General features: G+C 60.6%; 15 protein-coding genes. 9 read left to right on the top strand and 6 right to left on the bottom strand.

Translation table 11 applies throughout. From position 1 onward, the window contains the following. Window positions 1-59: 59 nt before the first annotated feature. Window positions 60-524 carry an FKBP-type peptidyl-prolyl cis-trans isomerase gene (locus tag LVE68_RS02995; protein ID WP_232942910.1) on the bottom strand — a complete coding sequence of 155 codons (465 nt, stop codon included), beginning with the start codon at window positions 522-524 and terminating at the stop codon, window positions 60-62. Window positions 525-676: 152 nt separating this feature from the next. After that, window positions 677-1,036 (bottom strand): hypothetical protein, encoded by a 360-nt coding sequence (locus LVE68_RS02990; protein ID WP_232942909.1) that lies wholly within the window; start codon window positions 1,034-1,036, stop codon window positions 677-679. A 382-nt stretch (window positions 1,037-1,418) separates the two neighbouring features. Between LVE68_RS02990 and LVE68_RS02985 the strand changes: the two genes are divergently transcribed. From LVE68_RS02985 to LVE68_RS02965, 5 genes are all read left to right on the top strand, one after another. Then, entirely contained in the window at window positions 1,419-1,844 is a 426-nt protein-coding gene (locus LVE68_RS02985; RefSeq protein WP_232942908.1) for an HIT family protein, read from the top strand. Window positions 1,845-1,948: 104 nt separating this feature from the next. Beyond that, entirely contained in the window at window positions 1,949-2,749 is an 801-nt protein-coding gene (locus tag LVE68_RS02980; protein ID WP_232942907.1) for a GIN domain-containing protein, read from the top strand. 212 nt (window positions 2,750-2,961) lie between these two features. Next, window positions 2,962-4,389, top strand: a complete 1,428-nt coding sequence (locus LVE68_RS02975; RefSeq protein ID WP_232942906.1) for a YcjX family protein — start codon at window positions 2,962-2,964, stop codon at window positions 4,387-4,389. Beyond that, window positions 4,389-5,522, top strand: coding sequence for a TIGR01620 family protein (locus tag LVE68_RS02970; protein ID WP_232942905.1), 1,134 nt, complete (start codon window positions 4,389-4,391; stop codon window positions 5,520-5,522). The genes LVE68_RS02975 and LVE68_RS02970 overlap by 1 nt, the downstream gene beginning before the upstream one ends. A 24-nt stretch (window positions 5,523-5,546) precedes the next feature. Beyond that, entirely contained in the window at window positions 5,547-6,098 is a 552-nt protein-coding gene (locus LVE68_RS02965) for a hypothetical protein (RefSeq protein WP_232942904.1), read from the top strand. 18 nt (window positions 6,099-6,116) lie between these two features. Here the strand turns inward: LVE68_RS02965 and LVE68_RS02960 are convergent, their stop codons facing one another. Next, window positions 6,117-6,617: a hypothetical protein gene (locus tag LVE68_RS02960; RefSeq protein WP_232942903.1), complete on the bottom strand. Its 501-nt coding sequence runs from the start codon at window positions 6,615-6,617 to the stop codon at window positions 6,117-6,119. Window positions 6,618-6,832: 215 nt separating this feature from the next. Between LVE68_RS02960 and gorA the strand changes: the two genes are divergently transcribed. Continuing rightward, complete coding sequence (gene gorA / locus LVE68_RS02955) at window positions 6,833-8,188, top strand: glutathione-disulfide reductase (RefSeq protein WP_232942902.1); 1,356 nt, start codon at window positions 6,833-6,835, stop codon at window positions 8,186-8,188. A 289-nt stretch (window positions 8,189-8,477) separates the two neighbouring features. On the opposite strand, the gene hpf is transcribed toward gorA, so the two are convergent. Continuing rightward, window positions 8,478-8,816, bottom strand: coding sequence for a ribosome hibernation-promoting factor, HPF/YfiA family (gene hpf / locus LVE68_RS02950; protein WP_232942901.1), 339 nt, complete (start codon window positions 8,814-8,816; stop codon window positions 8,478-8,480). A gap of 553 nt (window positions 8,817-9,369) precedes the next feature. Between hpf and LVE68_RS02945 the strand changes: the two genes are divergently transcribed. Further along, window positions 9,370-10,383, top strand: coding sequence for a hypothetical protein (locus LVE68_RS02945; protein WP_232942900.1), 1,014 nt, complete (start codon window positions 9,370-9,372; stop codon window positions 10,381-10,383). Window positions 10,384-10,463: 80 nt separating this feature from the next. On the opposite strand, the gene thpR is transcribed toward LVE68_RS02945, so the two are convergent. Continuing rightward, entirely contained in the window at window positions 10,464-11,093 is a 630-nt protein-coding gene (gene thpR / locus LVE68_RS02940; protein WP_232942899.1) for an RNA 2',3'-cyclic phosphodiesterase, read from the bottom strand. A 145-nt stretch (window positions 11,094-11,238) separates the two neighbouring features. Here thpR and LVE68_RS02935 point away from each other — a divergent pair, with 145 nt between their 5' ends. After that, window positions 11,239-11,715 (top strand): Hsp20 family protein, encoded by a 477-nt coding sequence (locus tag LVE68_RS02935; protein ID WP_232942898.1) that lies wholly within the window; start codon window positions 11,239-11,241, stop codon window positions 11,713-11,715. Window positions 11,716-11,828: 113 nt separating this feature from the next. After that, on the top strand, window positions 11,829-12,362 hold the full coding sequence (locus tag LVE68_RS02930; protein WP_232942897.1) for a class I SAM-dependent methyltransferase: 534 nt from the start codon (window positions 11,829-11,831) through the stop codon (window positions 12,360-12,362). A gap of 70 nt (window positions 12,363-12,432) precedes the next feature. On the opposite strand, the gene LVE68_RS02925 is transcribed toward LVE68_RS02930, so the two are convergent. Beyond that, window positions 12,433-13,434: a GlxA family transcriptional regulator gene (locus tag LVE68_RS02925; protein WP_232942896.1), complete on the bottom strand. Its 1,002-nt coding sequence runs from the start codon at window positions 13,432-13,434 to the stop codon at window positions 12,433-12,435. Window positions 13,435-13,604 lie beyond the last annotated feature (170 nt).

The raw sequence follows: 13,604 nt of genomic DNA, 5'->3' as shown, positions 1-13,604 counted from the left end.
GAGGGGAAATAAAAACGAAGGCAGGCAGTTCGGCGGCCCGGGGGCCGCCGGGAAAAGGATCAGTGCACGTGGCCGTGATCGATCTCTTCCGGAGTGGCTTCGCGTACGGAAACCACTTCAACCTCGAAGTGCAGCTCCACACCGGCGAGCGGGTGGTTGCCATTGATGGTGACGTTGTCGCCGTCGATTTCGATGATTTCGACTTCGATCGGCTGGCCCTCGGTGCTCTGGGCGCGGAACGCCATGCCCACTTCCAGCTTGTCGACACCGCCAAATGCGCTGCGCGGCAGGGTCTGGATCAGCTGCGGGTTCTGCGGGCCGTAGGCCTCTTCGGGCGGGATCACGGCAGTGAATTTGTCGCCGGCAGCCTTGTCCAGCATCTCTTTTTCCAGTCCGGGGATGATGTTGCCCACGCCCTGCAGGAACTTGAGCGGCTCGCGGCCCTCGGAGGAGTCGATAACGGTGCCGTCGGCGTCTTTCAGGGTGTAGTGCATCTCCACTACGGAGTGGTTGGCAATCTTCATGAAAAGTCTCTGAGAAAGGTGGGTGAATGAAGTAGCGCTTACCGCATGCGGAAGCCATGCAAAAAGGAGAGATAAGGCTTTGAAGGGCGTATTGTATTGACCGCCCGGGCCGGTCGCAACCATAGCCTGCCCGGGGGAAGGTCGGGGGAGGGTCAGCAGGCCAGGGACAAGTGGGCGTCGCAGTGGTCGTAGAGGCCCTCGGCTGCCTCCACCAGGTCGCTGCTGACGGAATGCGGGATGCCGAGTTCCACCAGCCGCGGCTGCAGGTATTCCAGCAGTGCCTCGAACAGTGGCCCGTTGAGCCCGCGAGCGAGAAAGCGGGCGCGGCTCGACCGAACGGGCTCGGGACTGCCGGCTAGGGCATTGCTGATAAACTGGGCCTGGCGCGCCTGCTGCTTGCAATGATCACGGGCGTCATTGGTGGACAGGTGGCGGCCGAGTGCCTGGTAGAATTCCGTGACGGTGCGATGGAGTACAGCGGTGCCTCCAATCTGGTCCAGCAGATTGCTCATTGGTTCCCCCCGGTATGGAAGTCGTGGAATAGCTGTTGTGGTTGTCCCGCGGGTACCCGTCCCCAGGGTGATGCCTGCCCGGCGGAACCAATTTATGCGGCGAGACTACGCGAACGCCCCGGAGCTGCCAACGGCCTGCCTCGAGATTGTCATCTTGTTCTTCGGGTGTTCCGCGCCGGCACCGGGATGACAAAATTGTGCAAGGACCCAGGCGCCGAACTGGCAAGTCAGAACCACCTGGCCCCGCATCTAGCGAGAGGGGCAGTAAACAAGCTGCGTAATCCCATAAGGCTGGTAGACTGTCAGGCCTGACTGATAGGGCGGTTCCATTCGCATACCATTGCGGTGGTGCGTGTATTCATAAAGTGGCAAGGGGAGTTTTATGGCGAGTATTTTTACCCAGATTATCAATGGCGACCTGCCGGGACATTTCATCTGGCGCGATGAGCGGGCGGTAGCCATTATGACCATCAGCCCGATCAAGCCCGGCCATTGCCTGGTCATCCCGGTCGAGGAGATCAATCACTGGGATGATGTGCCCGAGGATCTGTCCGCGCACCTGATGCACGTGGCCCAGCGAGTGGCCAAGGGCCTCAAGTCGGTGTACCAGCCCCGCCGGGTGGGGGTGATGGTGGCGGGCCTGGAGGTTCCCCACACCCATATCCACCTGGTTCCGGTTGAGGCCCTGGACGACTTTGACTTCTCCAAGCAACGGCCAGCCGAGGCTGGGGAACTGGCAGCGGAAGCTAAGAAGGTGCGCAGTGCATTGACCGAGCTGGGCTTCGCCGAAGCCGCGATAGACTCCTGAGTCACTTGTTCGCGTGAAAAATCTCGCCAGCGCTGCATCCACAACCCGTGTTTGCTGCGTCATAAGTGGGTAACAGGGGACAACTGAGTATCTGTGAGGATCAAATGGCCGCAAAATCTTTCCTGAAACGCCCGCTGGGGGGCCTGGCGCTGGTAATGCTGCTGGCCGTCTCGCTGGCTTCCCATGCTGAGGACGTGAGTAAACAGTTCCCGCTGGACGGGTTTACCCGCATCGAGCTCAAGGGCAACTCCCAGCTGGAAGTGGTCCAGGGGGACACTTTCGAGGTGATCGCCACCGGGTCGAAGGAAGTCGTCGAGCTGGCCGTGGCCGAAGTGCGGGGCGATACCCTGGAACTGTCGGTCCGGGACAAGCACCGCCGCTTCTTCGGTGTGGTCACGGTCAGTGACAGTGAGGGGGTCGATTACCGGGTGGTGCTGCCACGACTCGAGTCGCTGGAAGTAACCGGGTCGGGCGATGCCCGGGCGGAACTGCTGGAGAGCGAGACCCTCGACCTGGAGGTGACCGGATCCGGCTCGCTCAGGGTCAACAAGGTGGCGGCTGAATCCCTGCAGGCCGCGGTTACCGGCTCCGGCGACCTGACCCTGGGTACGGTCCTCGCAGTAGAGGCCAGGGCGTCCATCAAGGGCTCTGGCGATATCCGCCTGGACAGTGTTATCGGCGACTCTTTTGGCGCCGAGATCAAGGGCTCCGGCGATATGGTAGTGGGCGGCAAGGTCGCTTCGCTCTCCGTCAGCATCATGGGCTCTGGCGATTTCCTGGGGCGCAACCTTCAGTCCGATTCTGCAGAGGGCGCCGTCATGGGTTCCGGTGACGTGGTGCTGCGCCGACCGGCGAAGGAGTCCTTCACGGTAATGGGATCCGGGGATATTGCCCTGGTGGACTGATCCCGTCGGGTGTCACCGCCCAGACAAGCGCACAGTAGCCCTGTGCGCTTTTTTTGTATCCGGGGCCGGCAAAACGATGGATTGTTGCAGCATGACGGCAGGCCGATCTCATGCGGCGACGCAGGTTTTTCCATGACCTGTTATCCTTGCCGGGTCAGCAGTTTCTCCGGGGCGCTGGTGCCGCGGAGACAGCGAGGGAGCTCGGTCGTAGCATGAGTGAAGTGGAGCCAGGAAAAGGCAGAAAGCTGCGTGATAAAGTCCGCCGCTGGGGGAAGAAGGCCGGGGAGAAGTCCCAGTGGGCTGCTGAGCGGCTGCTGGACCGCCGTCTCTGCCTGGGCGTTACGGGGCTCAGTGGCGCCGGCAAGTCCACCCTCCTGACCAGCCTGATTTACCAGCTGAGCCATCCCCAGCGGGCCCAGTTGCCGGGCTTTGCGCCTGCGCTCAACGGTGACCTGCTGGGCGCAGAGATCCTTCCCGCGGTGGATTCCGGGCTCCCGGTGTTTGATTACCGCCATTGCCTCGATGCGCTGCTGTCACAGCCGCCACGCTGGCCCGAGAGCACTCGCGAGGTTTCCGCGATGGAGCTGCATGTGCACCTGCGCCACCGGCGCCGCCTGCGCAGCGAAACCACACGCACGCTGGTGATAGAGTTGCGCGATTACCCGGGCGAGTGGCTGATGGACCTGCCCCTGTTGGGTATGTCCTACCAGGATTGGTGCCGTCACCAGGCCCACCTGATTGGTACTGACTCCCGTGCGGGGCTGGCGCCGCGCCTGATGTCACAGTTGGCAGCGCTGGATCCCCGCGACCGCGCCGATCCCGCCCGCGTTGCGGACCTCTGGCGGGACTACCGGCAGTTCCTGCTGGAGTGCCGAAGTGAACGCCGCCTCAGTTACCTCCAGCCAGGTCGCGCCCTGACCGATGAGCTGTCCCACAATGTGTTGCCAATGCTCGATCTCCGCGGCCACCCGCCGGAGAGCCTGTCATCGCTGCCGGATGACAGTAACTTCAAAACCCTGGAGCGGTATTACAGTCAGTACGTGGAAGAGCAGGTGCAGCCGTTTGTCGAGCAGCAGTTTCGGCACCTGGATCGCCAGCTGGTCTTGGTGGATATGATAGGTACCCTGTATGCGGGTGAGCAGGCCCTTGACGACATGCGCCTCGCGTTCGGGCATATCGCCGATACTTTCCGCTATGGCAGTACAGGCCTGCTGCGCAAGTTATGGCGGCCGCGGGTGGATCGCCTGGTTTTTGCCGCCACCAAGGTGGACCAGGTACTGGCCGCTGACCATGACGCCCTGCGCCAGTTGCTGGGGCAGCAACTGCAGCAGGCTTTCTCCGGGGCCCGGCACCAGGGCCTGCCCCTTTTCTGTGAAGCGATTGCCGCGGTGCGTTGCTCCAATGAGAGCCAGCGCAATGGCCGCCGTATGCTTGTCGGGCATGACCTTCAGGGGCGGCACCTGGGGTTTGAGAATGCAGAGATCCTTGCCCGCCTTCCCGAGGAGGTAAACGACTGGGAACACTATGCCGGAGCCGCACCGCCGCAACTGCGGCCACCGACTGGAATGGCCTCCGGCGGCACTATTCCGCATATTCGCCTCGATGCATTATTGAACCTGTTGCTGGGAGACCGACTGTAATGAACGGTGAGCAGGACAAGACCCGCCGCAAGACCCGTATTGAGCCTGTGGACGAGCCCGAGCCGCGGACGAGTTCGCGGTCCTCGACCCGGGTTGAGGATATCAGCGATGCAGATGATGAGCTGCCGCGCTCGATTACCACCGGTGAATCACTCCCGGACAGGATTTCTTTTTCCGAGTTGAGGGTGCCTTTTTTCCGGTTGCGCTTCTGGAAGCCGGCACTGGCTGCGGGGCTGGCCCTTGCCGCAGCGGCAGTTGCCTGGGAGCTGCACCAGTTATTTGGCTGGGCGATGGAGCGCCACTGGACCCTGGGGGTGCTGGCCGGCGTCATTATCGTATCGCTGGCGGCGACGATTGTTGCTTCCGTATGGGAGTTCTTCCGTGCCGGGAGGCCCCTGCGCCGCCTGCAGGAGACCCAGGAGCTGGCAGCGGAGCTGCGCGATTGCCGCAGTAACGAGGATGCGGAAAAATTCCGTGGCCAGCTCCAGCAGCATTTCGGCGGCAAGCCTCAGGGCGTGCTGCTGGCCAGGGTGCTGGACGAGGCGCCGGACTACTATGACAGCAGTGAGTTGCTGCAGCACCTGGAGGTCACTTTCCTTCAGGCGCTGGACCAGGAGGCCCTGCGGAGGATCGTCCGCCACGCCACCAGTACCGGCGCCCTGGTGGGGTTGAGTCCGTTTGCCACCCTCGATGTATTGGTGGCCCTGCGACAGTCGCTGCGAATGATCGACGATGTGGCACAGATCTACGGAGTGCGGCCCTCCATGGTCATCCGCTGGCGACTGTTCAAAAAGGTGCTGGCACTGGTGGCCTATAGCGGCGCCAGCGAGTACGCGGTAAGCGAACTGTGGCCGGAGCTGGTTGGCGACAGCATGCTCAGCAGCGTCTCTGCGCGCCTGGGGCAGGGGATGGGGGCGAGCCTCTTTATGGGCAGGATCGGACTTGCGACCTTGCAGGCCTGCCGCCCCGTCCCGTTTTCCGACAAGCAGCGGCCGCGCCTAGGCGCACTGACACGCCGTATTGCCGCCAGCCTCAAAGAGCGTGTATTGGGGGCCGGTGCGTCGGGCGCCAATGATCTGCAGCGTCAGCTGGGAGAGGCTGAACTGCGCGCGCGGGACAACCTGAAAAGATGAGCGGGAAGAACAGGAGCCAAGGGAATGCCAAGTAGACTGCGCAATGGAGCGGCTGCCTGGGCGCTGGCATTTGCCTCAGCTGCCCCGACCGCCGCGGTGCTGCACAGCGAAAGTGACGAATTTGTTATTCGCCATGAAGTCGAACTGGGCGTATCGAGTGATGTGGTTTTCGCCGGGCTTGCGGCATTGCCGAAGTGGTGGAGCGGTGATCACAGTTATTCCGGGGATGCGGGCAACTTCTCCTTTGACCTGGCCGCTGGCGGTTGCTTCTGCGAGCGCTGGGGTGGGGCTTCGGCCGAGCACCTGCGGGTGATCTATGCCGTACCGGAGCGCGAGGTGCGGTTGCGGGGGGAGCTGGGCCCGCTGCAGACCATGCCGGTGAGCGGCCTTATGCGTTGGCGCATAGTGCCCCGGGGCAGTGGCGCCACGCTGACCTGGGAGTACCGGGTCTGGGGTGCGGCAAGCGCCCAGCTGGACCGTGTTGCCGCTCCCGTGGACCAGGTGCTGGGTCAGCAGCTCTCGGCACTGGCGGCGTACCTCGGCGAGGAGCCCGGCCATCGCGCAGATGGCCGGTAACCTGGAGGGTGCAGTCGCTTACTGGAATTGCTTCTTCATCAGGAAGCGAGTGTGGTGTTCATCGACGTATTCTGCGAGTTGCTCGTAACGTTCCTTGATAAAGGGCGTAGGATTGTTCACGCCATTTTCGTCGGAGTATTCGACCCCATCACGCACGAGCTGCAGCTCCCGGGCGAGTGCATCGATTGCGCTGAGGATGTTGTCGGTGAGCGCGCGGTTGTAGAAGGCACTGCCGTTGGCGGTATCCTGCAGGTAGGCGTCGCACTCAGAGATCCAGCTGGACCGTTGCTTGAGAAAGTGGATGGTATTGCGAATGCCACCGCGATACTTTGGGTCGAAGTGGTCATTGACATACTTGCCCAGGCTGCGCATACCCGAGTCAACAAATTGTTGCACCAGGCCATCGCAGTATTGTGGCGTGAGGTAAGAGGGGTGCTCCTTGGCACTCGCTGCACTGGTAAACAGTAGCAGGCAGAGAAACCAGAAAACCCGCAGTGGTCTTGAGGATAAAGCGTCCATTTTGTCTGCCTATAGTTTGTTCTAGTCGTTAACAGGCTTCTTTTTGTGATAAACATCTCATAAGTATCGAATAGCGAGGCTAAAGTCAACGGCTATTAAGAAACAAAAGTCAATTTGGTTCGTTTTGGCGTTGAGTGGTAATCCCGGTAGCCTTGCGGTTTGTGGACGTACTGGGTGGGCCGCGCGTCCAGGCTCAGGAGTAACAGGAGTTTATTTTGTCGGAATATGATTTTGATCTTTTTGTCATCGGCGCCGGATCGGGTGGTGTGCGAGCCTCCCGGATGGCGGCTACGGCAGGTATGCGGGTGGCGGTGGCAGAGGATCGCTACATGGGTGGAACCTGTGTGAATGTTGGCTGTGTGCCGAAGAAGCTGTTCGTCTACGCCAGCGCCTTCAGCGAGGATTTTGAGGATTCGGTTGGCTTCGGCTGGCAACCCGGGAAGCCCTCATTCGACTGGGCCACGCTGCGGGATAACAATGCGGCGGAAATTGGCCGCCTGAATGGTATCTACCGCAACCTGCTGGCGAACTCCGGTGTGCAGACCTTTGATGCCCGTGCACGGTTGACCGGGCCACACACGGTGGCGGTGGGCGACCAGGAGTTCAGTGCGGAACGCATCCTGGTGGCAACCGGCAGCTGGCCCTTCGTGCCGGAGATTCCGGGTCGGGAATACGCCATCACCTCGAATGAGATCTTCTCCCTGCAGTCATTTCCCCAGCGCATCCTGGTGGTTGGCGGTGGTTATATTGCGGTGGAGTTTGCCGGTATTTTTGCCGGGCTGGGTGCGGAGACGCATCTCTCTTACCGTCGCGAGCTGTTCCTGCGGGGCTTTGACCGCGAGATTCGCGAGTTTGCCCGCGGTGAGATTGGCAAGAAAGGTGTTCGCCTGCATTTTAATCACCAGGTCACGTCTATCGAAAAACAGGACGATGGCAGCCTGCTGGTGCACTCCGGTGACGGTGCGCCGCTGAATGTGGATGCGGTGCTCTTTGCTACCGGCCGCCGGCCGAATACCGCGGAACTGGGGCTCGGTGAACTGGGAGTGGTCATGCACCGCGATGGCACGATTTCCGTGGATGATAATTTTTGCACCAATGTGCGCTCGGTATATGCCCTTGGCGACGTGACTGGAGAGCCCCAGTTGACTCCGGTAGCCCTGGCCGAGGCAATGGCCCTGGTGAAACACTTCCAGACTGGTGAAACGGCAGAGATCGATTACAACAATATCCCCACGGCGGTTTTTTGCCAGCCGAATATCGGTACGGTGGGCCTGTCGGAAGAGGAAGCCCGTGACTCCGGTCTGCAGGTAACCATATTCAAGTCGGAGTTCAGACCCATGCGTCACACGGTCAGTGGCCGGGATGAGAGAACCCTGATGAAGTTGGTTGTGGATTCGAGCACCGACCGGGTTCTGGGTGCCCACATGGTCGGCCCGGATGCGGGTGAGATCATCCAGGGCATTGCGGTGGCCCTGAAGGCCGGGGCTACCAAGGCGACCTTCGACCAGACCATCGGTATTCATCCCACCGCAGCAGAGGAGTTTGTCACCATGCGGACGCCGTCTACCTGATCCATTGCACTCCCTGCCGGCTGGATAGCGAGGTCTGGCGGGGAGGAAACCTGAAGGGGGAATGGGAAAGCTGAACTGCCTATTCTGCCCGGTGCTGTGCACCTGCAGCTGGAGTCATTGAGGCGGGGAAAGGGTAGGCCGGGTTCCCGAAGGTCACTCGGCAAAGCAGGCTTATTGATCGGCTGACGCGGGTTTGGGTGTCGGGGCCGGCGATCCTGCCAGCCCCGGTTGGCAATGCCTGCCCGGAACTCGGGCAAGGGTGCGAAGGCGGTGACTAGCTCGTCACTTGCTAGCCTGCCACTCCCTGGTGCCGCTGGGCAATACGCCGGTTACTGCGCTCCTTCAGGCAGCGTTCGGCAGATTCGAAAGCGGTTTTGATTGCCCGATGAATGGATTCGCTTTCGTTGCTTATGGTCACGGGAGTACCGCTGACGGCCAGTTCGACCGAGGCGCGGTATTGCCGGCCTTTGTTCTTGTGTTGGTGGGGGGCTTCGAGCACGACACGACTCTGGATGATGTCGCCGCAATAACGTTCCAGTTTATGCAGTTTTTTCGATACCGTATCTGCGAGAGCAGGGGACTTGTCGATATCGCGGAACACGATGTTATCGTTCGGCGCAATTTTCATGGGCACTTACCTCCGGTTATAGGAAAACCATGCAGGCCGCTTGTGCGGTTTGCCGGATAAAAGGAAGGGCGCCCTTTTAGGGAGTAGCTGAGAGCTTCGGGACCGGAGGCCAACGGATTCGCAACGATTATTTTGCCGCCGTGCGGCTCAAGGTGTTTTACGTCCGGGCTCCAATCTCATCGAGATCAGCTTTTTGCTCCCTGTTACCCATAATGCTCCCGCCAAGAAAAAAATCAAGCGTTGCGACGGTAAAAATGTCACAAAAATGTGACCCGAAATGGTGCCCCCGGGCAGCGAAAAGTTCCGTCGCGAGGTGAGTGTTTAGTGACCGACTGCAAGCCGCCAGTCGTTGCAGTGCCGGCGGGCGCTGCGTAGAATGAGAGCCCAGTGCCCGGCGTGGGCGCTCGGCAATTTGGGGAACAAATAAAGCGATTATCCGTGACGCACTTGCCTTCCAGCAGCTGGCCTGGTTATTGCAGCTGCTTTCCCTTCGGGGGCCCGGGCGGGGCAGGGTGCGTAAAACGAGAGCAAAATAGGTAACAGGTTCTTGATTATGGTGGTAGCGAGGTACTGCAAGTGGGTTGGGCTGGCGGTTGCATTGGGTTGGGGAGCGACGGCTGTTGCCCAGACCCAGGCGACCCTGAACGCGGAGAAGAACCGTCTTGCGCGGATGGAGCAGTCGCTGGAAAACCGCATGGTGGAAGCCGAGGACTTCGAGAATGAGCTCCTCGCCTACGACTACAAGCTCGGTGAGGCACGTGACTCCCTGGAAGAGGCGCGCGAAAACTATGAACAGAGTCGTATCGAGTTGACCCGTGCAGAGCGCGAGCACAAGCGCAACGCCGACACCAACTCCGAGCGCCAGCTACGCAAGGCGAAGCATGCCTTCAAGATGGCGCAGCGTGGCGTGGACAGTCGTTCCCGGAGGGTGGAGATCATCCAGTCCAATTACGAGGAGCTCAAGGCAGAGGAGCAGAGCGTCCAGCAGGCGATTGCCCGCAGCCGTGATCGAATCGCCGCCCAGAAGAGCAAGGTGGATGGACTGGTTGCAGCAATGCTGCAAAAAGCTGAATCGGCTCGCCGCGCAGAGAAGCTCGCGAAAAGCCAGCCCCCGGTAAAAAAACCGGAACTGCCGGAGCCGTCCATGGCAAAGGCGGCCGAGGCGCAGGATACAGGTTCTTCCGCGGCAGCCCAGGGCGAGGCGCTGGATGAAATCGATGAGGAGCTCCTGGCTTACGTAAAGCGGGAACAGGCACGCCTGAAAGAGTTGATGGCAGAGAAAGGCGAGGGGCAGGGTACGCACACCTTCAAATCCCTCACACTGGAGTCATCCCGGGGAGATCCCCATGATTTTGAGTTTCTGGGCCATAACCAGTATCGCGTCGTGGCCCCGGTAGAGGCCGGGCTGCAGACCTATGAGGTAAGTGGTTTCAGTACCCTCAAGTTCCGGCGGACCATCCCGGCAGAGGATGCGGGCAAAAACTACGTGTTTATCCTCGATGCACGCCGCCTGTCGCGGCCGCGGTTAATCATGTATCCCGAATACGCGCTGTCTTACCTGGATTGATTGCTGCAGGTGCCGGCCGGGGAATTCACCCAGGCCGTCTTGTAAAGAAGCCCGCTTTCAGCGGGCTTTTTTTATGGTTGTCAGTTGCGGGCGGCATCGTCGCCCGGAGTCGCTCGCACTTCCAGTAAGGCCTCGAACAGCGGCGTGTACTGGCTTCCACCGGGTGCCATTTCACTGCGATATAGCACCAGGTTGTCCAGCTGCACCACGAAGTCCAGCTGCTCGGCGGGAAAGCGGCCGAATCCCCGGCGGTTACGCCCCAGTGTAAAGTGGGGGCGGAAAGCGGCGCTTTCGGGTTTCATGCCAAGATCGCGCATTAACTCCCGGCAGCCGTTGTGCAGCCGGTCCAGGCCCGGGTTGCTGATCATTTCCGCGGCCAGCAGGCCGGCCCGTGGGCGTGGGAAGGGGCCCAGGGACACGACCCTGGCCGAGCAGGCGGTGGCGTTGTCGGCGATCTCTACCAGGCCCCTCTCGATGGCGGGAACCAGCTCGGGAGAGGTCTCGCCCAGGAATGCCAGTGTCAGGTGGCGGTTGCTGGCACTGGTCCAGCGGGTTTTATCCCTTCCGGGGGGCAGCAGGCGCCGTGCGTGACCAACCAGTCCATCCAGGAAGTGCTGGGTGGCGCGGTCGGGTTGGATGCCGATAAACAGGCGAACCGAGTCGCTCCCTGGCTGCCCGGGCGCGTTCTTCTCCCCTTTCCGTTTCGACATAAAAATCCCTGTTTTCCAGTCTTGAAAAGCTTACGCATGCCCCTATATCAGTTGTACGGGCAGGGTGCTCGAATGAGGCTCTCCCGCAGCGCCCGGTCTTCGGACGGGCATATCGTGAATATTGCTCTGAATTGAGGATATGACAATGCGTAATTTTGATTTTTCCCCGCTTTACCGTTCCGCTATTGGCTTTGATCGCATGGCCAACCTGTTGGATACAATGACTGCGAGCGAGCAGAACCAGCCCGCATACCCGCCCTACAATATTGAGCTTACCGGCGAGGACAGCTACCGGATAAGCATGGCGGTTGCCGGGTTTGACAAGTCAGAACTGGATATCCAGGTGGAGCAGAATCGCCTCACCGTAAGCGGCAAGCAGTCTGATGAATCGGCTGATGGGCGTAAATTCCTGCACCGCGGTATCGCGGCGAGGGACTTCGAGCGGCGCTTCCAGTTGGCCGATCATGTGAAGGTGGTGGACGCGAACCTTTCCAATGGCCTGTTGCATATCGAGCTGGTGCGGGAAATTCCCGAGGCAATGAAGCCCCGTTCGATCGAGATCGGAGAAGGCCGGTTGCTGCAGTCAGACCGGAATACCACCGGTGAAGAGCAGGCTGCCTGACACTTTTCCAGTTGAACCAGGACTGTCCACTGTGCGGCCACAGCGCCGCACAGCCCTACCACACGGATAAGTATCGACCTTACTACCAGTGCGCGGAGTGCGCACTGGTATTTGTGCCTGCGGAATTTCATCTCGGGGCCGCGCAGGAGCGTGCCTACTACGACCTTCACGAAAACTCTCTGGAAGATCCGGGCTACCGCCGGTTCCTGTCCCGTTGTGCTGTCCCCCTGCTGGAAGCCTTGCCTGCGGCATCCCGTGGGTTGGATTTTGGTTGCGGGCCGGCTCCGCTGTTGGCGAAGATGCTCTCCGAAGCGGGACACTCGGTCTCCATTTACGATGCATTCTATGCCCCCGATACCAGTGTGCTGGAAGAAAGCTTCGACTTTATCGTGGCCACAGAGGTTGTTGAGCATCTTTCCGCGCCGGGCGAAATACTGGAGTTGCTCTGGTCGCGACTCAATCCCGGTGGGCTTCTCGCCCTGATGACCAAGCTGGTGATATCACCAGAGCGTTTTGCCAGCTGGCACTATATCCGCGATCCGACCCATATCTGTTTTTTCAGTGAAAGGACATTTGCATGGCTGGCGGATCGCCTGGGGGCCCGCATGCGGCTGGCTGACCGGGATGTGGTGTTCCTGCGTAAATAGAGACACAGCCGCGGCCGCAGCAGGCGGCAGCTGTGCTGCATCACCCGCCGTGCCCGGGCACAGGGTTGCCCTACGTGTTGACCCGAAACAGTTTCGCGCGGACCGTAGTGCGGTACTCGCTGGGTGTAGTGGCGAGAAACTTCTTAAACAGCGCAGTAAAGTGGCCCATGTCCTGGTAGCCCACCTTCTCTGCAATCTCGTTGACCGACAGGTTGCTCGACTGCAGTAATTCCCGCGCCATATCGACCCTGACATTCTGCAGGTACTGGAGTGGGGTCTGCCCGGTGGCCAGCTTGAAGCGTCGGTTGAAGGAGCGCACGCTCATGTCAAAGTGTTCCGCCACTTCGCTCAGGCGTACCTCTTCGCTGCAGTGTTCCTTGAGCCACGTCTGTGCCTGTACAATTTCCTCGTCCGGGTGCAGGTGCACCGAACCCTCGGAGTAGGCGATCTCCTCGAACGGCCGGCGGATTTCGTGGGAAAAGTTACGCTCCACATGACTGGCCACGGACGAGCCGTAGAGCTGGCGGATCAGGTGGACGGTTACATCGGCCAGCGCATTGACGCTGGCTGCGCAAAAAAGCTTTTCCGCCTGGGTGATGAAGTACTGCCGCTTGAGTTTCACCTGGGGGTAGTCACTGGCAAAGCGCTCAAAGTAATGCCAGTGCGTGGTTGCCGGTTTTCCGTCCAGTAGACCCGCTTCCGCCAGGAAGCATACGCCGGTGCCCACGGCGCTGATTGCGGCACCGCCGGCGGCCTGTTTCTCCAGCCACTCCAGCAGTGCCCCGGAGCGGCGCAGGGCCGGTCGCGGATTGCGCCACAGTGCTGGCAGGTAGATGATATCGCTGTCGGGGGCATCCGCCAGCGCCGCATCGGGGGCCAGCGGGAAGCCGGAGCGGGTTTTCACCGGTTTGCCGTCGAGGCTTACGGTGAGGATACGCATCCCGCTGTCACCGTCCCCGCCGTCCAGTCCCTCGGCGCGGGCGCGGCTCTGGGCGCCGCGAAGCATTTCCAGTGGCAACACGGTTCCGGTTGCCAGCATCTGGTCGATCAGTACAAAGGTGACGGTTCGCATTACTTCTCTGAACTCTGGATACCTGAAACAAGGAAAAGCAGGCCCCGGGGATGCCGCTGGCCAGATACTCAATTTTGCTGGCCAGTATGCCCATAACGAGGCCGATTCGCCACCCCCTAAACTGACCTACCGTCGAATTTAGTCAATTTCTCAGCCTTGCAGCTGGAGGT

Source organism: Microbulbifer sp. YPW16, assembly GCF_021290385.1.
In the GTDB taxonomy this organism is placed as follows: domain Bacteria; phylum Pseudomonadota; class Gammaproteobacteria; order Pseudomonadales; family Cellvibrionaceae; genus Microbulbifer; species Microbulbifer zhoushanensis.
The sequence above is the reverse complement of the archived record's forward strand: the minus strand, read 5'-3'. Positions and strand labels throughout refer to the sequence as shown.